General features: G+C 59.4%; 22 protein-coding genes. 19 read left to right on the forward strand and 3 right to left on the reverse strand.

Features of this window, described 5'->3' with window-relative positions; genetic code table 11:
• Positions 1–40 precede the first annotated feature (40 nt).
• The 17 genes from rplP (at position 41) to MJQ68_RS02700 (ending at position 10677) form a co-directional block, all read left to right on the forward strand.
• Positions 41–460 carry a 50S ribosomal protein L16 gene (rplP, locus tag MJQ68_RS02620; protein ID WP_238749422.1) on the forward strand — a complete coding sequence of 140 codons (420 nt, stop codon included), beginning with the start codon at positions 41–43 and terminating at the stop codon, positions 458–460.
• A 64-nt stretch (positions 461–524) separates the two neighbouring features.
• Positions 525–785: a 50S ribosomal protein L29 gene (rpmC, locus tag MJQ68_RS02625; protein ID WP_238749423.1), complete on the forward strand. Its 261-nt coding sequence runs from the start codon at positions 525–527 to the stop codon at positions 783–785.
• The gene (gene rpsQ / locus MJQ68_RS17985) at positions 754–1422 is read left to right on the forward strand and encodes a 30S ribosomal protein S17 (protein WP_406612626.1); all 669 of its coding nucleotides are present in this window, start codon (positions 754–756) and stop codon (positions 1420–1422) included. Before rpmC ends, rpsQ begins: the two co-directional genes overlap by 32 nt.
• 31 nt (positions 1423–1453) lie before the next feature.
• Positions 1454–1822, forward strand: coding sequence for a 50S ribosomal protein L14 (gene rplN / locus MJQ68_RS02635; protein ID WP_238749424.1), 369 nt, complete (start codon positions 1454–1456; stop codon positions 1820–1822).
• A gap of 11 nt (positions 1823–1833) precedes the next feature.
• Entirely contained in the window at positions 1834–2202 is a 369-nt protein-coding gene (rplX, locus tag MJQ68_RS02640; RefSeq protein WP_238749425.1) for a 50S ribosomal protein L24, read from the forward strand.
• Entirely contained in the window at positions 2202–2768 is a 567-nt protein-coding gene (gene rplE / locus MJQ68_RS02645) for a 50S ribosomal protein L5 (RefSeq protein ID WP_238749426.1), read from the forward strand. The genes rplX and rplE overlap by 1 nt, the downstream gene beginning before the upstream one ends.
• The gene (gene rpsN / locus MJQ68_RS02650) at positions 2768–3037 is read left to right on the forward strand and encodes a 30S ribosomal protein S14 (protein ID WP_238749427.1); all 270 of its coding nucleotides are present in this window, start codon (positions 2768–2770) and stop codon (positions 3035–3037) included. The genes rplE and rpsN overlap by 1 nt, the downstream gene beginning before the upstream one ends.
• Before the next feature lie 89 nt (positions 3038–3126).
• A complete protein-coding gene (gene rpsH / locus MJQ68_RS02655; RefSeq protein WP_238749428.1) occupies positions 3127–3537 on the forward strand; it encodes a 30S ribosomal protein S8 in 411 nt (136 codons plus the stop codon).
• Positions 3538–3597: 60 nt separating this feature from the next.
• Positions 3598–4155, forward strand: a complete 558-nt coding sequence (rplF, locus tag MJQ68_RS02660; RefSeq protein WP_238749429.1) for a 50S ribosomal protein L6 — start codon at positions 3598–3600, stop codon at positions 4153–4155.
• Positions 4156–4162: 7 nt separating this feature from the next.
• Positions 4163–4516 carry a 50S ribosomal protein L18 gene (rplR, locus tag MJQ68_RS02665; protein ID WP_238749430.1) on the forward strand — a complete coding sequence of 118 codons (354 nt, stop codon included), beginning with the start codon at positions 4163–4165 and terminating at the stop codon, positions 4514–4516.
• An 11-nt stretch (positions 4517–4527) separates the two neighbouring features.
• On the forward strand, positions 4528–5103 hold the full coding sequence (rpsE, locus tag MJQ68_RS02670) for a 30S ribosomal protein S5 (protein ID WP_264758989.1): 576 nt from the start codon (positions 4528–4530) through the stop codon (positions 5101–5103).
• A 38-nt stretch (positions 5104–5141) separates the two neighbouring features.
• Complete coding sequence (gene rpmD, locus MJQ68_RS02675) at positions 5142–5315, forward strand: 50S ribosomal protein L30 (protein ID WP_238749431.1); 174 nt, start codon at positions 5142–5144, stop codon at positions 5313–5315.
• 71 nt (positions 5316–5386) lie between these two features.
• Positions 5387–5833, forward strand: coding sequence for a 50S ribosomal protein L15 (gene rplO / locus MJQ68_RS02680; protein WP_238749432.1), 447 nt, complete (start codon positions 5387–5389; stop codon positions 5831–5833).
• Between the two features lie 12 nt (positions 5834–5845).
• On the forward strand, positions 5846–7216 hold the full coding sequence (gene secY, locus MJQ68_RS02685) for a preprotein translocase subunit SecY (protein ID WP_238749433.1): 1371 nt from the start codon (positions 5846–5848) through the stop codon (positions 7214–7216).
• 78 nt (positions 7217–7294) lie between these two features.
• Positions 7295–8677 (forward strand): MATE family efflux transporter, encoded by a 1383-nt coding sequence (locus MJQ68_RS02690; protein ID WP_238749434.1) that lies wholly within the window; start codon positions 7295–7297, stop codon positions 8675–8677.
• The gene (locus MJQ68_RS02695; protein ID WP_238749435.1) at positions 8674–9906 is read left to right on the forward strand and encodes a BaiN/RdsA family NAD(P)/FAD-dependent oxidoreductase; all 1233 of its coding nucleotides are present in this window, start codon (positions 8674–8676) and stop codon (positions 9904–9906) included. Before MJQ68_RS02690 ends, MJQ68_RS02695 begins: the two co-directional genes overlap by 4 nt.
• Before the next feature lie 9 nt (positions 9907–9915).
• Positions 9916–10677 (forward strand): LytR/AlgR family response regulator transcription factor, encoded by a 762-nt coding sequence (locus tag MJQ68_RS02700; protein ID WP_238749436.1) that lies wholly within the window; start codon positions 9916–9918, stop codon positions 10675–10677.
• Here MJQ68_RS02700 and MJQ68_RS02705 read toward each other — a convergent pair.
• From MJQ68_RS02705 to MJQ68_RS02715, 3 genes are all read right to left on the reverse strand, one after another.
• Positions 10672–12525: a sensor histidine kinase gene (locus MJQ68_RS02705; RefSeq protein ID WP_238749437.1), complete on the reverse strand. Its 1854-nt coding sequence runs from the start codon at positions 12523–12525 to the stop codon at positions 10672–10674. The genes MJQ68_RS02700 and MJQ68_RS02705 overlap by 6 nt on opposite strands.
• A 353-nt stretch (positions 12526–12878) precedes the next feature.
• Positions 12879–13559 (reverse strand): uracil-DNA glycosylase family protein, encoded by a 681-nt coding sequence (locus MJQ68_RS02710; protein WP_238749438.1) that lies wholly within the window; start codon positions 13557–13559, stop codon positions 12879–12881.
• 10 nt (positions 13560–13569) lie between these two features.
• Positions 13570–15153 carry a sodium:solute symporter family protein gene (locus tag MJQ68_RS02715; RefSeq protein ID WP_238749439.1) on the reverse strand — a complete coding sequence of 528 codons (1584 nt, stop codon included), beginning with the start codon at positions 15151–15153 and terminating at the stop codon, positions 13570–13572.
• A 60-nt stretch (positions 15154–15213) separates the two neighbouring features.
• Between MJQ68_RS02715 and MJQ68_RS02720 the strand changes: the two genes are divergently transcribed.
• Positions 15214–15936, forward strand: coding sequence for a M15 family metallopeptidase (locus MJQ68_RS02720; RefSeq protein ID WP_238749440.1), 723 nt, complete (start codon positions 15214–15216; stop codon positions 15934–15936).
• Positions 15926–17437 (forward strand): BCCT family transporter, encoded by a 1512-nt coding sequence (locus MJQ68_RS02725; protein WP_238749441.1) that lies wholly within the window; start codon positions 15926–15928, stop codon positions 17435–17437. Before MJQ68_RS02720 ends, MJQ68_RS02725 begins: the two co-directional genes overlap by 11 nt.
• Positions 17438–17503 lie beyond the last annotated feature (66 nt).

Consider the following 17503-nt stretch of genomic DNA (forward strand, 5'->3'; position numbering starts at 1 on the left):
CTTTGCCCCGCTCTAAGAGAGCCCTTCTAAATAGTCTAGCATGTTACAGCCGAAAAGAACAAAATACCGTAAGCAGCAGAAAGGTCGCAACACCGGTCTGGCCGGACGGGGTAACTTGGTATCCTTCGGAACCTTTGGATTGAAGAGTCTCGATGCTGGTCGGATCACTAACCGACAGATCGAAGCCGCTCGTATCGCTATGACGCGTCACATGAAGCGGGAAGGAAAGGTGTGGATCCGCATCTTCCCCGATAAGCCCATCACCAGCAAGCCCCTCGAAGTACGTATGGGTAAGGGTAAGGGTGCACTTGACCACTGGGTCGCACAGGTACAGCCCGGTCGCGTACTGTTCGAACTGGATGGCGTGACCCGCGAAGTAGCCGAAGAGGCCCTCCGCCTGGCAGCCCAGAAGTTGCCCGTACTGACCAAAACTATCACCCGCGTCGACTACCAGGGGTAACACGCACACAAAAACTACATCTCCCTCCCGCACTGCGGGGCCGTGGCGATACAATCAAGATCTGATGGCGAGTAACAAAACCTTAGAGCTCCGGGATGTGTCGGATGCCGATCTACAGGATCAGCTGAACGAAACCTCCACCAGCTTCGAAAAGATGCGGTTCGATCATACCGTGAACGGTATCGAGAATCCGCTTCAACTACGTACCGTGCGGCGTGATATCGCACGGATCAAAACAGAAATCCGTCGCCGTGAGCTAGCCGCACTACCCGCCGAAGCCCACGCAAAGCGGGATGACATCCGTCGCCGCCGCCGTAAAAAGTAAGACCATGAGCAACGAGGAAAAGAACACCCCGGAAAACGAACAGGCCCAGGAATCATCCGGAGGAGGGCTATTGGATAAGATCACCCACGCGGTGGATGACGCCATCGATTCCGCTGCTGATGCCGTAGAAGGCGTAGTAGAATCAGCGGCTGGAGCGGCAGGATCCGTTAACGAGATCGTCAGCACCAAGGACGAGGAAGGTACTGACACACCACAGTCAGAAGAAAGCACCGCCGCACCTGCACCTAAGAAAGCGACGGAAACAGCCAAACCCAAGGCTGCTAAGGAAGAGAAAACTTCTACTGCTCCCGTAGCCGCTGCGGTCGCCGCTGCCCCCCGGGTAGTCGGAACGTACTCGGAAGCCGATACTGACAGTACCGCGAGCGAGCGCAATGAGCGTAAGACACGTGACGGGATCGTAGTGAGCAATAAGATGGATAAGACCATCAGCGTCAAGATCGAGCGTCGTCTACAGCACCCCATCTACGGTAAGTTCGTAAAGAAGTCGAAGAAGCTAATCGCTCACGACGAGACCAACCAGTGCCAGATCGGTGATATCGTTCGCATCATGGAATGCCGTCCGCTGAGCCGTCGCAAGCGCTGGCGCCTCATCACCGTACTGGAGCAAGCCAAGTAACCGAAGCGTAAAGCCTTAAAAGAAATTCATCATGATCCAACAGGAATCACGTTTGCGCGTAGCGGACAACAGCGGTGCTAAAGAAGTGCTCTGTATCCGTGTACTCGGTGGCTCGAAGCGGCGCTATGCGTCTATCGGTGACCAAATCGTCGTATCGGTAAAGGAAGCTTCACCCGGCGGCAACGTTAAGAAGGGCTCGGTCAGCAAAGCGGTAGTCGTGCGTACCAGGAAGGAAATCCGTCGGTCGGACGGTTCCTACATTCGCTTTGACGACAATGCGGTAGTACTACTGAACGCTTCCCTCGAACCCCGTGGAACGCGCATCTTCGGCCCCGTGGCCCGTGAGCTACGTGACCGCGATTACATGAAGATCGTATCCCTCGCCCCCGAGGTACTATAAACACAGCAGCCATGGCTAACAAGACCTACAAAGACAAGCAGCGCCGGCACATGCCGAAGCTCAAGATTAAGAAGGGCGATCGTGTCGTCGTGATCAGCGGTGCTCAACGAGATCGCACTACCGCCCGCGAGGTGCTGGAAGTATTTCCCGCCGAGAACCGTGCGCTGGTAGATGGCGTCAATATCCGCAAGAAGCATCAGAAGCCCACCGAGGAGGCTGCCGGTGGCATCGTAGATAAGGCCGCCCCCATTCACATCAGCAACCTGATGCTGGTAGATCCCTCCGTTGACGAAGTCACCCCTACCCGGGTCGGCCGCAAAGCAGACGAGAATGGGAAGCTACAGCGCTACGGGAAGCGGAACGATAATATCATAGCATAATGAGCTACACGCCAAGATTAAAGAAAAAGTACGACGAAGAGGTCCGCAGCAAGCTGCAGGAGCAATTCGGCTACAAGTCACCCATGGAGGTGCCCCGTCTACTGAAGATCGCGATGAACCAGGGTGTCGGTAAAGGCACGCAGGATCGTAAGCTGGTGGAGAATGCCGTCAAGGAAATGACCCTGGTCGCCGGCCAGCAAGCCGTCACTACCAAATCGAAGAAGTCGGTATCCAACTTCAAGCTGCGTGACGGTATGGCCATTGGTGCCAAGGTCACGCTGCGCCGGGAGAAGATGTACGACTTCCTGGATCGCCTCATCAGCACCGCCCTTCCCCGGGTGCGTGACTTTCGGGGCATCAGCGATAAGAGCTTCGACGGTCGTGGTAACTATACCATGGGCGTGACCGAGCAGATCATCTTCCCTGAGATCAGCCTGGATGATGTAGCCAATATCACCGGTTACGATATCACCTTCGTGACCAGTGCCAAAACAGATGCCGAAGCACTTGCGCTGCTCAAAGCGCTCGGACTTCCCTTTAAGAACCAGACTAACACCAACGACTAATGGCACGTAAATCACTGATTGCCCGCGAACGCAAGCGGGAGCGCATGGTCGCTAAGTACGCCGAACGCCGCGCAGCACTGAAGGCTGCCGGAGACTGGGAAGCACTAGATGCGCTGCCCCGCAACTCCAACCCCATCCGTCTACACAATCGCTGTGGGCTTACCGGTCGCCCAAAGGGCTACATGCGTAAGTTCGGTCTGTGTCGCGTGAAGTTCCGCGAAATGGCCCTGGATGGCAAAATCCCCGGTGTCCGCAAGGCATCCTGGTAACTCTACACTGAGCCTTCCAAATAGCGCTCAGCCTATTTAACAGCCCCGGTAGTTCCACTAAGGAAAACCACGGGGCGCAATACTTTAACATGGCAGTCACCGATCCAATCGCCGACTTTTTGACCCGTATTCGCAACGCCCAGATCGCTGGTCACCGCGTAGTTACTATTCCCTCTTCCCGTACCAAGAAGCGTATGACCGAGATCCTCTACGATCAGGGTTATATTCTGAAGTACAAGTTCGACGACGAGGCCGGTAAGGGTAAGCAGGGAGAAATCTCTATCGCCCTCAAGTACGAGAAGGAAACCAAGCGTCCGGTCATCCGTAAGCTCATCCGCGTCTCTAAGCCCGGTTTACGGCAGTACGCTAAGTCCGACGCAATGCCTCGCGTCATCAACGGGCTGGGTATCGCCATCGTCTCCACCAGTAGTGGGGTGATGACGGGTAAGCAAGCCACCGACCAGAAGGTAGGTGGAGAAGTACTCGCTTACGTATATTAATCAAGCCGTCCAACTCTGCAGAATGGTGTATTGCCATTCGTAAGATCAATCCAATTTATTATGTCTAGAATAGGCAAAAATCCGGTCGACCTTCCCCAGGGTGTCACCGTATCCGTCAGCAAGAGCAATCTGGTGACGGTCAAAGGCCCTAAGGGCGAACTCACCCAGCAGGTCGATCCCGATATGGGCATCGAAGTAAAGGATGCTGAGGTACAGGTAACCCGGCCAACGGATAGCAAGCGCCACCGCAGCTTCCACGGGCTCTACCGCTCCCTACTCGCTAACATGATCGAGGGAGTAACCAATGGCTACACCCACCGCCTCGAGGTGATCGGTGTAGGCTACCGGGCGGAGAATAAGGGCAACCTGCTCATTCTCACCCTGGGCTACTCCCACCCCATCTACTTCATCGTACCGAAGGAAGTGGCCGTCGAGACCGTAAGCGCAAAGGGTAAGAACCCCATCATTGTGCTCCAGAGCATGGATAAGCAGCTGATCGGTCAGATCGCCGCGAAGATCCGCAGCCTTCGCAAGCCCGAGCCTTACAAAGGAAAAGGTATCCGCTTCGAAGGAGAAATCATTCGCCGCAAAGCCGGTAAAACCGCCGCTAAAAAGTAAGTACGCCATGCAACTCACAAAACTCAAGCGGCGTAAGCGCATTCACCAGCGCGTCCGCAAAAAGATCCAGGGTACTTCCCAGAAGCCCCGCCTGAACGTCTTCCGCAGCAATAAGTACATCTACGTACAGCTGATCGATGACGAGAACGGCAAGACCATCGCCAGCGCCTCTAGCTACGAGGCTACGGTCGCCAACGACGGCAATAAGGCAGACCAGGCCAAAGCCGTAGGGAAGCTCATCGCCGAGCGCGCTAAGGCAGCCGGCATCGAACGGGCGCTCTTTGACCGGGGCGGTTATTTATATCACGGTCGGGTGAAGTCACTCGCAGAAGGCGCCCGGGAGGGTGGCCTCAACCTTTAAATCAAGCTCCAATGGCTGATAACAGAAATACTAGCGGCGGAAGCGGTGGAAATCGGAACCGGCGTGATGGCAACCGCGGTCGCAACAATCGGGGCGACCAGCATGAGTCTGACCTGAAGGAAAAAATGGTAGCCCTTAACCGGGTATCCAAAGTCACTAAGGGTGGACGCACGTTCACCTTCGCCGCCATCGTGGTGGTCGGTGACGGTAAGGGTAAGGTCGGTCACGGCATGGGTAAGGCACGGGACATCTCCGAGGCCATCCAGAAGGCGACTGACGTAGCCCGCAAGAGCATGATCAAAGTACCCCTGTTTAAGGGTACGATCCCCCACGAGCAGCTCGGAAAGTACGGTGCCGGTAAGGTCCTACTGAAGCCCGCCAGTGAGGGTACCGGGGTAATCGCCGGTGGAGCCATGCGCGCCGTTCTCGACATTGCCGGTGTACACAACGTACTCGCCAAGTCGCAGGGATCTTCCAATCCCCACAACGTAATCAAAGCAACCATCGACGCTCTCCAGAAGCTACGCAGCCCGCAGACCATTGCCAAGCAGCGCGGTATCTCCATGGAGAAGCTCTTCGAAGGTTAGTCATCCTTAGCCGCCCCTACGGGCACAACCCATCTAGTATGGCTACCATAAAAATCACTCAGGTCAAGAGCGTCATCGACCGGCCCAAGAGCCAGAAGGATACCATCCGGGCCCTCGGGATCAAGAAAATGCACCAAACCGTAGAGCGGGAGGATACTCCCGTGATCCGCGGAATGGTTAATAAGGTATCTCACCTGGTCGTAGTAGAGTAGACGGACCTACGCGCTCCCCCAACTAGCGCGCATAGTCTTTCTACACGCCGACCGGCGAATAAAAATATAACATGGAACTCAAGAATCTAAAACCCGCCGAGGGCTCGACCAAGAACCGCAAGCGCGTAGCGCGCGGTCAGGGCTCCGGACGAGGTGGCACCTCCACGCGTGGACACAAAGGTGCTAAGTCCCGCAGTGGCTACAAGAGCAAGCGTGGCTTCGAAGGTGGCCAGATGCCCCTTCAAATGCGCCTGCCGAAGCGCGGCTTCAACAGCCCGAACCGCGTAGAATACGTAGCTTTGAATCTTAAGAAGCTGCAGGAGATCAGCGAGAAGTACGGCCTGACCGAAATCAACCCCACCGTCCTGTACGACGCCGGTATCATCAAGAAGAATGACCGGGTCAAAGTATTGGGCAACGGATCGGTTACCGCCAGTCTCACGATCACCGCGCACGCAGCCAGTGCTTCCGCCAAGGAAGCCATCGAGCAAGCCGGCGGTACCGTCACCATCGCCTAAATAGTACGATCCATGAAGTTTTTCGAGAACATAAAGAACATCTGGTCGATCGATGAGCTGCGCAACCGCATCCTCTTCACGCTCGCGCTGATGGCCGTGTATCGCCTCGGATCCTTCATCGTGCTTCCCGGCGCCGATGTTGCCGCGCTACAGGCTAATCTGGCCAGCCAGGGTGATCCCAACGATCTGCTGGGGCTAATCAACCTCTTTACCGGAGGAGCCTTCAACAACGCCTCCATCATGGCCCTGGGTATCATGCCCTACATCACGGCCAGTATCATCGTGCAGCTGCTCGGCTTTGCCGTGCCCTACTTCCAGAAGCTCCAGAAGACGGAAGGAGAAAGCGGACGCAAGAAGCTCACCCAGATCACCCGCGCCCTTACCGTAGCCATCACGCTCGTTCAGGGTGCAGGTTACCTCACCTACATCCGCTCACAGGGCGGTGTAAGTCCTGCCGTGACGGAATCCGTTTTCTGGATCTCAGGTATCATCATCCTCTCTACCGGTACCATCTTCGCGATGTGGCTGGGCGAGCGGATCACGGACCGTGGTATCGGCAACGGTGTCTCCCTACTTATTACGGTAGGCATCATCGTAGGACTACCCGCCGCCCTAGGCTTTGAGCTGCAATCGCGCCTGCAGGCCGGTGCGCTGCTCATCTTTGTTTTGGAGATGCTCGGCTTCTTCCTGGTCACCATGGCTACCGTCATGATCGTTACCGGGGTACGCAAGATTCCCATCCAGTTTGCTAAGCGAATGGTCGGGCGTGGTACCGGTGCAGCACCTTCTGCTACTTCCCGCGACTACATCCCCCTCAAGGTCAACGCATCCGGTGTAATGCCGATCATCTTCGCCCAGGCACTGATGTTCGTACCCGCTAGCCTAGCTGGCTTCGCTGGTGGAGACACGGAGACCAGTTGGCTCGCGCTGCAGTTCAACGACTTCACCTCGCCGATCTACAACATCGTTTACTTCGTGCTTGTAGTAGCCTTTACTTATGTGTACACCGCACTGGTAGTCAACCCCAGTCAGTACACCGAGTACCTGAAGCGGCAGAACGCCTTCATCCCCGGTATTCGCGGTGGTACGGAGACAGAAGAGTACATCGACTCTATCACCAGTCGCATTACCCTTCCCGGTTCCATCCTGCTCGGCCTCATCGCTATCCTGCCCGCTTTCGTAGCCGGACTGGGCGTCAACCAGCAGTTCGCCATCTTCTTCGGTGGTACGTCCCTGATCATCATGGTGGGCGTAGTACTCGATACCCTTCAACAAATAGATACATATCTGCTCATGCGGAAGTACGACGGTCTCTCTAAGGAGGGTCGCCTACAGGGTCGGGGAACCGGCAGCCGCATGCAACAGATCGGTGCCGATTTTTAGCCTTCAAAATCAGAAGTAATTTATCCAGCGGATGCCCCTAGGCATCCGCTTTTTTTGTCTCATTTAGTATCCTCCCCCATGACCGTCTGGCGTCTCCTGCTGTCTGCCGTACGCGGCGAGGCCTACGATTACACCACGGGCAGCGTCCGCAAGGCCATCGTGCTACTCGCCGTACCCATGATGCTCGAGATGGCCATGGAGAGCATATTCGCCCTGGTAGACACCTTCTTCGTCGGTCAGATCGGCATCGAGGCGCTGACTACCGTCGGACTCACCGAGGTCATGATGACGCTCATCTACAGCATCGGTATCGGGCTAAGCGTGGCCCCGATGGCCCTCATTGCCCGTTTCATCGGTGAGAAGAACCCCGCCCTGGCTAGTCGGGCTGCCGGACAGTCGATCGCCATTACCCTAGTGCTCAGCTTGCTGATCGCGGTACCCGCCTACCTCTACGCGGCCGACCTACTCCGCCTGATGGGAGCAGGTCCCCGCGTAGTAGCCGAGGGGATCGGCTACACCCGTATCCTCTTTGCGGGCAACGGGATCATCATGCTACTCTTCCTGTTGAACGGCGTATTCCGGGGTGCCGGCGAGGCCGCTACCGCCATGCGGGTACTCTGGATCGCCAATGGCATCAACATCGTACTCGATCCCATCTTCATCTTCGGGCTCGGCCCCATCCCCGGCATGGGCGTAGAGGGGGCCGCCATCGCCACCACGATCGGGCGCGGCATCGGGGTGGCCTATCAACTGTATATCCTGGCTACGGGCCGCTCCGTCGTACGCCTGTCGGGCAGTCGCTGGACGGTGGACCTGAGCATGCAGATCCGCATCCTCAGGATCGCCGGCAACGGAGCCTTTCAGTACCTGATCGGCTCGGCGTGTTGGATCTTCCTGGCCCGTATCGTCGCCGATTTCGGCTCGGCGGCCGTGGCGGGTTACACTGTATCGATCCGGCTTATTCTGTTCACGCTACTGCCGGCCTGGGGACTCTCCAATGCGGCTGCCACCTTCGTCGGCCAGAACCTGGGTGCCAAGCAGCCTGGCCGGGCGGAGACCGGAGTCTGGTGGACGCTGCGCATCACCTGCATCTACCTGATCATTCTATCCATCGGATACTACCTACTGGCGGGGCCGCTGGTGCGGGGTTTTACCCAGGACGCGCAAGCGATTGACTACGGTATCGGTGCCCTGCAGGTGTTTGCTATCGGGTACGTATTCTTCGGTCTGGGACTGATTCCCGTGCAGGCCTTCAACGGGGCGGGGGATACCCTCACGCCAACTGTACTGAACTTCATCTGCCTGTGGCTCCTGGAGATTCCGCTGAGCTACTACTTTGCGGTTCACCTGGGGTATGAGGTACGGGGCGTCATCTGGGCGGTAGTAGTAGCTGAGTCTGTTCTGGCCGTACTGGCCCTGGTCCTGTTCCGGCGGGGGAGGTGGAAAACAAAGGAGATATGAGAACGATCGTGATCGGTGGGGGTGCCGCGGGTTTCTTCGCGGCTATCGCCCTGGCGGAGCGTCACCCGCAGCAGGAAGTACTGCTGCTGGAACGGGGGAAGTCCGTACTGGAGAAGGTTCGCATCAGTGGCGGTGGACGCTGCAACGTCACCCATGCCTGTTGGGACCCGGCAGACCTGGTCGAGCATTACCCCCGTGGTGGCCGGGAGCTGCTTGGCCCGTTCCACAAGTTTGCCTGCGGCGATACGATGGCGTGGTTCGAAGATCGGGGTGTCGCGCTCAAGATCGAAGATGATGGCCGGGTGTTTCCGACTTCCGACCGTTCGCAATCCATTATCGACTGCCTGTGGCATGAAGCTAAGCGACTGAACGTACGCGTACAGACCGGGGCGGGCGTGCGGCACATCACTGCGCCGGCCCCGCCAACTGATGGAGTGGCCACCGGTTGGACAGTCGGAGTAGACGGCCAGCAGTACCACGCTGACCGACTAGTGGTCACTACGGGTAGTAACCCCCGGGTATGGAAGCTACTTGCCGCCATCGGTCACACCATTGTAGCCCCCGTACCCTCACTGTTTGCCCTCACCATCGACGCGCCGCAACTGACCAGCCTGGCCGGTATCAGTCTGCCGTGGGCCCGGTTGCAGGTCGTAGGAGACAAACTTCAGGCGGAAGGACCGCTACTGATCACCCATAAGGGGCTGAGCGGACCGGCCGTGCTGCGACTGAGCGCCTGGGGCGCACGTGATCTGCATCCGCGGAAGTACGACTTCGAGCTATCGGTAAATTGGACGGCCCGGCGGGAACAGGATGTACGCGAGGAGCTGGGCAGGCTGCGGGACGAGTTGGCACGCAAGCAGGTCGGTACGCGATCGGGGGTTGACCTGCCGCAGCGCCTGTGGCACTATCTGCTCACGGAGGCCGGTCTGGATATCCGGACGCAGTGGGCCCAGTTAGGAAACACCGCCCTGGATCGGTTGGCGACTTCCCTGACCGATAGCCGGTACCGGGTCAGGGGGAAGGCAACGAACAAGGATGAGTTCACTACGGCTGGGGGAGTGGACCTGCAGGAGGTAGATTTTCGCACATTTCGCTCGCGCCTGCATACTACGCTCTATCTTGCGGGGGAAGTGCTGGACATCGATGCGATCACCGGCGGATTTAATTTTCAGGCAGCATGGACGGGTGGGTATCTTATCGGACAATCCCAACCGCCCGGGGCAGTGTAAATTTGGCCCATGCGGAACATGCATATCCTGATTGTTGAAGATGAGCCCATCATCGCCGCCGACTTACAGGACCGATTAGAGCAACTCGACTATACCGTGACCGGTGTCGATACCGGAGAGGCTGCGCTGGAGCATGTACAGCAGTCTCCCCCCGACCTTATCCTGATGGATGTACAACTGGCCGGTACCCTGGACGGGGTAGATGCGGCTATGCTGATCCGGGCGGAATACGATATCCCCCTCATCTTTCTGACCAGCAACAGCAACGACGCCACCTTCCGGCGGGCCCGCCTGGCCGAGCCCAGCGCGTTCTTATCTAAGCCCTTCCGGGGCCGTGACCTCACGTTCGCTATTGAGCTTGCCTTACGCAGTGCGGCCCTCGTTGCCAGTGGCCCCGCACCGGCTGCCGAGCCCACCTTGCCGGAATTCCCACGGGGGGAGACCGCTATGCTCTTTCAGGACCGCCTGTTCATCAAAGTGAAGGAGCGGCTGGCCCGCATTATGCTCAAGGACATCATCTGGGTAGAGGCCGACGACTACTACTGCCGCGTGTACACCCGAAACCAGAAGTACCTGGTCACGAAGACGCTGAAGCGATTTGCCAAGCTACTTCCGACCGAAGCTCCCTTCTTCCGCTGCCACCGCTCCTACCTGGTGAATCTGCAAAAGGTCACCAGCATCGGGGAGCTGTACCTGTTCGTGGGGGATCAGCAGCTGCCCGTGAGTCGCTCAAAGCGTAGCGAGCTCATCGCGCGGATCAATAACCTATAGGGAGGTATGGGGAAAGCGAATTTCCGTGCGGTAACTGTCCGTGATCGAAGTGTCGATCGATCCATTGAGTTTGCGGCTCAGGAGGTCGATCAGTTTCGTGCCGAACGAGTACTCCTGGTGCTGGCGAACGGAGGTAGACCGAGCGGGCCCGTCGTCGCTGACCTGCAGTACCAGGTCTTTATTCAGGCGGTAAAGCCGGATGGTGATCGTACCGCTTCCTCCGTCGGGAAAGGCATGTTTCAGGGAGTTGGAGATCAACTCGTTGACGATCAGGCCCAACGATATGGCGAGGTCTACGTCGAGGGTAGTGTCCTCGATGTCGAAGTCCAGGCGTACCCGCTGGTGCAGTCGGTAGGTATCGACCAGAGAGGTGCCCAGTTCGCGTAGGTAGTCAGCAACTTGCACCTGATTGAAATCTCTGCCCTCCTGGTAGAGGCGCTGGTGGATCAGGCCCATTGCTTCCACCCGGGCCTGACTTTCAAGTAGTGCCATCCGGGCCCGGTCGTCACCGGCCTGAAGACCCCGGATCTGCAACTGCAGCAGGCTGGAAATTACCTGTAAGTTATTCTTTACGCGGTGGTGGATCTCATTGATCAGGGTTTCCTTCTGAGCGACGAGTTGCAGATTTTCGTTGCCGCGACGGCGCAGGCGGCGGGCCAGTACGGTGAGTAGTAAGCCCAGGGTAAGTAAGAGGATAGCAACGCCGATCACGCCATACAGCTGTTTGCGCTGCCCCCGGAGCTCGGTCCGCTGCTCTTCGATCTTGCGCTCCTTCTCCGCCGTTTCAAAGCTCACCTGTAGGGAGGCGATCTGCTCGTCATGGTCCTGCTGTACGGAGAGCCGGTAGTTGCGCTCCGCTACGCTACTGTAGTAAAAGGCGCTATCGTACCTACCCTCCGCCGCGTAGGCCTCGGCCAGGTAGCGCTGTTGCTCTATCAGGTAGGTCCGATCGGCGATCCGCTCCGACTGGACTAGGCTGCGACGGAGGTACGCAATGGCTGCCGGGAAGTCTCTACGCTGCAGATATACCCGCCCGGTATACCCCAGGGCGAGTGCCTCGGTGAGGTGTGCCCCGGTCTGCTGGGCTAGTCGCAGACTGAGGCCGAGGCTTTGGTCCGCCAGGTCGAGCAGCTCTTCCTGTAAGTGGTTGGCACCGGCGTGCAGGTAGAGTTCGGCGAGTAGTACCGGTACGTCGTAGTCGGCCAGTAGATCGCGGGCCAGGATCAGGGACTGACGCGCGGCCGGTAGATCGTCCAGCCGGCGCAGTGATTCACTGTACTCGATCAGGCAGCTGGCGTAGAAGAGCGTATCAGTATCCTCCGCCAGGAGCCGCAGCGCCTCCTGACTATACTTGACGGCATCCTCCTGCAGGTCCTGGTAGTAGAACACCGAGCCGATCTGCCAGTAGGCATCGGCCAGGCAGAGCTGATCGTCCGTACGTTCACACTCTTCCATCAGCGCGAAACTGCTGCGCAGCGCTGCAGGATCGTCGCCGCGCGCCTGCGCTACGGTAGCTTCGATACTGAGGGCATAGTAGCCGGCGAATCTGCTACTGTCCTTCACGTACAGTCCCCGGGCAAGTTCCAGGTAGTGGATGACCGAGTCCCTGGCCCCCATTTCGGCGTAGTAGTTGCCTAGGAACTCGTAGGACTCTGCCAGTAGGAACGAATCACTACCCAGGCGTGCTTCCCGGACCGCCTGCCGGGAGAGGCGTTGGAAGGTGTCGAGTTGCACGAAGATGTAGCTATCCGCACGGCCCAGTAGGCTGTCCGCCACCCGTTCGTGTTGCGCATCTGCGGAAACGGTCATCCCCACAATGACCCACAGCAAGAAGTAGCGTAGCCGCATGAAAATCAAAAATTCGGCACTAAAGATAGCGTAGCGGCTTAGACGGTGAAGCAAGGCTAGCCCTGCATGACGCGCATATTGCGCATGGTGGGGGCGTTCCCTGGAATAAGCCGGCCCTTCCCTGATTTATTGTCGCTCCTCCCTGACTTAATAAAAGTATAGGAGGTTCGGCCACTAGATTTGCCGTCAGGTTAATCAAGGGATTAGGCCGCCAGGAGCGCAAAGTCCTGCATTTCTTACACTAGGAATACACATGTTTTCTTACCCGGGATTTATCAGCAACTTTAGTTTTTTGACACTGTGACGTTCACATTTCCATTTCGACCCGGACAGACGCTAGTTTGTCCGGGTTTTTACTGCCCGTCCCCTTCCTCCAGCAGTGTACCCACGGCCGCCAGTAGCGGCGCAGCCCGGATATAACTCAGGTGGGGTACACCGATGACCCGCAGCCCGTCAGGGGTCGTGAAGGAGCGGAGCAGCAGGCGGGGTGCGATCCGGTGTTCGCGTACATCTCCATCAAGCAGGGCCCGATAGGTGGCAAAGGCAGACGGCGCGGCGCCATTGCCAATGCAGAGGATCACCTGCGGCTGTACGGTGGCAAGGAACGCACGGTGGAATTCCGTACAGTCCAGTAAGTCGAGACCGAGCTCCCTAAGCTGCTTCGCATCCGCAGCCCGGTAGAAGTAAGCGTATACGTTCAGGATGTCGTGTGCAGGTACGGATAGCCCCAGACGGTCGATTAGGTAGGTGAGTAACTCATCCGCCTCCCGCACGAAATTACTCCCTTGGCGACCACCGTCGTACCAGCGGTGCAGACCGGGCGTAACTGCACGCTCATCCCATCCACAGGCGTAGCTCCGATCCGGCGCACCGTACGGCTTCATACTCACTACCATCAGCTTGGCCGGGCGCAGGGTCAGCGCGGGATCCGAGGCGAACGGGGCCATACCGAGTCGTAGTAGTTCGACCCGCTGCTCAGGAGGCACCGCGGCCAGACTGCGGGCAAAGTGATCTTTGTAGGGCTGCCAGTCCATGAGAGGTAGTTTAGTCAGGAGAAGTATAGGCAGGGGCTGGGGGGGCTTCGGTCGGTACGAAGCGCGAGACGAGTACGATGCTCAGCAGACCGGACACCATGGCCAGGGTACGGAACGGAAAGTCGGCAGGGTAGGGGAGGTAGGCGGGCAGACCCAGGGTATCATCCCCCCCACCGAAGCGCAGGAAGGCAGCTAACAGAAAGCCGGCGAGCGCCCCGTACTTATTGGCGTGGGTGTCGTACAGGGCACACACCAGGGCCGGGAACAGCAGGCAGTACACAAAATCCGAGCACAGAAACCAGAGGGCGTACACGCTCTTGACCTGAAAGGCGATCAGGGTAGCGGCCGTGCCTACGATCCAGATGGTCCGCTGGATGAACTTGGCGATCTTGCCGTCCGGCAGACCGGGATCCACCAGCGGCCGGTACACGTTCCATACACCCATGCTGCTGGCGCTGAGTACGCTGCTGTCTACGCTCGACATGACCGCCGCCGCTACCGCGCCCAGACCGACTACGGCCACCACCGGATTCGTGAGGTAGCGCACCACCCACGGCAGGGTTGCACTGGCATCCGGTGGCGGACCGGCGGGTAGGGCCGTCCAGTCTACCGTAGCCGACACCATCCCGATCAGCACGGGGGCGACAGCCGCCAGCAGGCAGACGACTCCGGCGATCAGACTCAGCCGCACGGCCGTGTCCTCGTCCCGCGCCGCCAGCACCCGCTGGAAGTACACCTGCCAGGGAATACCACCGAATACGAGGAGCAGCGCATAGTCCCACCACGTCCAGTAGCTACTGCCCAGAGCCGCGCGGGAGGGCAGCAGACTGGCCGCCGCGCCGAATTTTTCGGTATAGGCTGCGTAGGTGGCCGATAGGCCCCCCGTATAGGCCAGCGCAAAGGGTACGATCATGGCTAAGCCCACGAACAGAATGAGCAGTTGCACCACGTCGGTCATCGCTACGGCCCAGAGCCCCCCGAGGGCGGTGTAGGCTACGGCGATCGTGGCCGAGAGCAGGATGGCCGTCTCCAGATCGATCCCCAGTACCGTACCGAAGGTAGCTCCCAGGGCAGTCAGGATGGCGGCCGTCCAGAAGAGCTCACCGGTCAGGGCGGGCAGGAAGAGCACGGCGGTGAGCTTCGTGCCGTAGCGTTCGGTGAGCGGGTCCAGCATGGTGCGGTAGCGCCGCCGGCGCATGGTGCGGGCGAAGAACAGTCCGCCGATCACGAGTGAGAGCGCGTAGCCCCAGGGCGCCTGCACCCACACCAGCCCCTGGGTAGCGGTGTACTCCGCCGTGCCGTTGATGAAGCCCCCACCGACCCAGGTAGCACTCATGGTGAAGATGGCCACGTAGAGCGGCAGGTTACGGCCGGCCAGCATCATACCCTCCGCCCCATTATCGCCTTCGCGGCGCTTGCCGGCGGCCCGGGCCCCGATGTAGTAGACAATGGCGTAGAACAGGGCCATGCTGCCGAAGGCCGGCCAGTGGACCTGCTCGTCCGTAAATACGTACAGGTAGCCCCCCGCCGCGGCCAGCAGGGCACCCAGGAAGAGCAGGGGGCGCAGGGTGCCTCCGGATTGTTGATCGGCCATACCCCGCCAAAGTACAGCTAGTGGGCAAGTAGGACAGGTAAACCGCCCTATCTTCCGCCCGTGAAGTGCTTACTCTTTCTTCCCCTGCTGCTACTGCTGTGGCATTGCGATACCGCACCGGCCAGTCCGCAGGATACGATCGTCATGCAGGCCGGCTTTCCGATCCCCCCCCCGGCACCGGCCCCGATAGCTATCGGGGCGCCCATCCTGACCCCCGCACCGCCCGACTACGATACTACGGCCTGGACCGAGCTCACGCGCTTAGCCCCTACGATCGAGCTCGAGCTACGCTACGCTACGACCGACAACTTCATGAAGCAGGTGATCTACGACTGTGGCCGCTGCTTTTACCGGCCGGAGGTGGCCCGGGCCCTGGCCGCGGCACACGACGAACTATCGCGCAGCGGGCTGGGCCTGAAGATGTACGACTGCTACCGCCCAGGGCCCTACCAACAGCGCCTCTGGGACGTACTGCCCGATGCCCGCTACGTAGCCAACCCCAAACGCGGTAGCCTGCACAGCCGGGGCGCCGCCGCCGACCTCACCTTGATCAATTTAGACACCGGGGTAAAACTCGACATGGGTACACCCTATGATTTCTTCGGCGAGGCAGCTTACACCACGACCACCGACCTGCCCGCCAGCGTGCTGCAGAACCGGGCCATTCTACAGGATGTGCTGCAGCGTCACGGCTTTGCCACCATCCGCACCGAGTGGTGGCACTTCAACTTCACCGGGCCGCGCTACCCCCTGAGTGACTGGACCTGGGACTGTGCGGACTAGCGGCCACAGTATCCGCTACAGCGTGCTGTTGCCGCCCCTGCTGCCCCTCGTACTCTGTGCCGCACTCGCACTCTACGATCCCGTGCTTCTGATCGGCTATGCGCAGGCGGCGAGCGACTGGATCTTACTGCGCTTCGACTGGCTATTCTCCTGGTCGTGTAGCGCGTTCCTGCTTCTGTTGCTGGTGGTGTACCTAAGTCCGCTGGGCCGTACGGTCATCGGTGGAGCGGGCGCGCAGCGGTTGCTATCGCCCTGGCGGTGGTTCGCCATTACAGCCTGTACGACCATCGCCACCGGTATTCTCTTCTGGGGGATCGCCGAACCGATCTACCACGTAAGCGCACCGCCGCCGGCGGGGGTGGGGGAGCCAGCCGTCTTTGCCCTGTCGACCATGCTGCTGCACTGGACGCTGACGCCCTACGCCATCTACACGGTTGGGGGGCTGCTCTTCGCGCTGGGCTTCTACAACCGCCGGCAGCCCTTCACGCTGAGTACCCTGCTGGTGCCCCTATTGGGCGAGCGGGTCCATCGCCGCGGCGGTGCGGCCATCGATGCCATTTGCCTGTTTGCCCTGGTAGCGGGTATGGCGGCATCACTCGGGGCGGGCAGTCTAGCCCTACAGGGCGGCCTGGCGGGCGTTTTGGGCGCGGACGCCGGTGCGACGCCTCTCCAACTGGCGGTACTGATCGGAGCCGTCGTATTGGCATTCAGCGTATCGGCGGCCACGGGACTGCAGCGCGGCATTCGCATGCTCTCCAATATTAATATTATCGGGTTCATCCTGCTGGCGCTCTTCGTGCTGGCTGCCGGCCCGGTGCTGGATACCCTGCGCTTGGCCGGGTACGCGGCGGTAGACTTTATGACCACCTTTATCCCCCGTAATCTGGGACTAGATCCGGGCATCCCCAGCGACTGGAGCCACGCCTGGACAAGCTTCTACTGGGCGAATTGGTACGCCTGGGCGCCCATCACGGCACTCTTCCTGGGGCGGCTCGGGCGGGGCTATAGCGTGCGTCAATTCATCGCGGTGAACCTGCTGGCCACCGCTGCATTTGCCGCCTGCTGGATGGTGGCCTTCGGGGGTACGGCCCTGGTGCTGGACGGGCAGTCGGGCGGATTGCTCTCTACTACCCTAGCTACCGCGGGACCGGAGGCAGTTGCCTATGTGCTGCTCGGGGAGTTGCCGGGCGTACGTATTGCGGCAGCGGTGTTTTTGCTGCTCCTGTTCCTCTCCTACGTCACGGCGGCGGATTCCAATGTATCGGCGATGAGTGCCCTATGTGTACGGGGGATCGGTCCGGACTCCGCCGAGGCCCCGGTGGGGGTGAAGCTCCTGTGGGGCGTAGTGATCGGTACGACCTCCTGGGTGCTGGTCTCCTTCGCGGGTCTGGACGGTATCCGATTGATCTCTACCCTGGGGGGCTTTCCGGCAATGTTGCTCTTCCTACTGGGTGCCGTGGGGCTGGGCCGGCTGGTGTACAGGAGCTACGGGGCGGAGTAAGTACAAAGAGACCGGGCGGCTGCACAACATTCCCGTACGCAACACCTTTTTACACCACTACCACCT

Origin of the sequence: Neolewinella maritima, assembly GCF_923081025.1 — a bacterium.
Lineage (GTDB): Bacteria > Bacteroidota > Bacteroidia > Chitinophagales > Saprospiraceae > Neolewinella > Neolewinella maritima.

Bases quoted from the DNA above. Each gene is read 5' to 3' on its own strand.
- rplP (WP_238749422.1), top strand. From the start codon at position 41: ATGTTACAGCCGAAAAGAACAAAATACCGTAAGCAGCAGAAAGGTCGC.
- rpmC (WP_238749423.1), top strand. From the start codon at position 525: ATGGCGAGTAACAAAACCTTAGAGCTCCGGGATGTGTCGGATGCCGAT.
- rpsQ (WP_406612626.1), top strand. From the start codon at position 754: ATGACATCCGTCGCCGCCGCCGTAAAAAGTAAGACCATGAGCAACGAG.
- rplN (WP_238749424.1), top strand. From the start codon at position 1,454: ATGATCCAACAGGAATCACGTTTGCGCGTAGCGGACAACAGCGGTGCT.
- rplX (WP_238749425.1), top strand. From the start codon at position 1,834: ATGGCTAACAAGACCTACAAAGACAAGCAGCGCCGGCACATGCCGAAG.
- rplE (WP_238749426.1), top strand. From the start codon at position 2,202: ATGAGCTACACGCCAAGATTAAAGAAAAAGTACGACGAAGAGGTCCGC.
- rpsN (WP_238749427.1), top strand. From the start codon at position 2,768: ATGGCACGTAAATCACTGATTGCCCGCGAACGCAAGCGGGAGCGCATG.
- rpsH (WP_238749428.1), top strand. From the start codon at position 3,127: ATGGCAGTCACCGATCCAATCGCCGACTTTTTGACCCGTATTCGCAAC.
- rplF (WP_238749429.1), top strand. From the start codon at position 3,598: ATGTCTAGAATAGGCAAAAATCCGGTCGACCTTCCCCAGGGTGTCACC.
- rplR (WP_238749430.1), top strand. From the start codon at position 4,163: ATGCAACTCACAAAACTCAAGCGGCGTAAGCGCATTCACCAGCGCGTC.
- rpsE (WP_264758989.1), top strand. From the start codon at position 4,528: ATGGCTGATAACAGAAATACTAGCGGCGGAAGCGGTGGAAATCGGAAC.
- rpmD (WP_238749431.1), top strand. From the start codon at position 5,142: ATGGCTACCATAAAAATCACTCAGGTCAAGAGCGTCATCGACCGGCCC.
- rplO (WP_238749432.1), top strand. From the start codon at position 5,387: ATGGAACTCAAGAATCTAAAACCCGCCGAGGGCTCGACCAAGAACCGC.
- secY (WP_238749433.1), top strand. From the start codon at position 5,846: ATGAAGTTTTTCGAGAACATAAAGAACATCTGGTCGATCGATGAGCTG.
- MJQ68_RS02690 (WP_238749434.1), top strand. From the start codon at position 7,295: ATGACCGTCTGGCGTCTCCTGCTGTCTGCCGTACGCGGCGAGGCCTAC.
- MJQ68_RS02695 (WP_238749435.1), top strand. From the start codon at position 8,674: ATGAGAACGATCGTGATCGGTGGGGGTGCCGCGGGTTTCTTCGCGGCT.
- MJQ68_RS02700 (WP_238749436.1), top strand. From the start codon at position 9,916: ATGCGGAACATGCATATCCTGATTGTTGAAGATGAGCCCATCATCGCC.
- MJQ68_RS02705 (WP_238749437.1), bottom strand. From the start codon at position 12,525: ATGCGGCTACGCTACTTCTTGCTGTGGGTCATTGTGGGGATGACCGTT.
- MJQ68_RS02710 (WP_238749438.1), bottom strand. From the start codon at position 13,559: ATGGACTGGCAGCCCTACAAAGATCACTTTGCCCGCAGTCTGGCCGCG.
- MJQ68_RS02715 (WP_238749439.1), bottom strand. From the start codon at position 15,153: ATGGCCGATCAACAATCCGGAGGCACCCTGCGCCCCCTGCTCTTCCTG.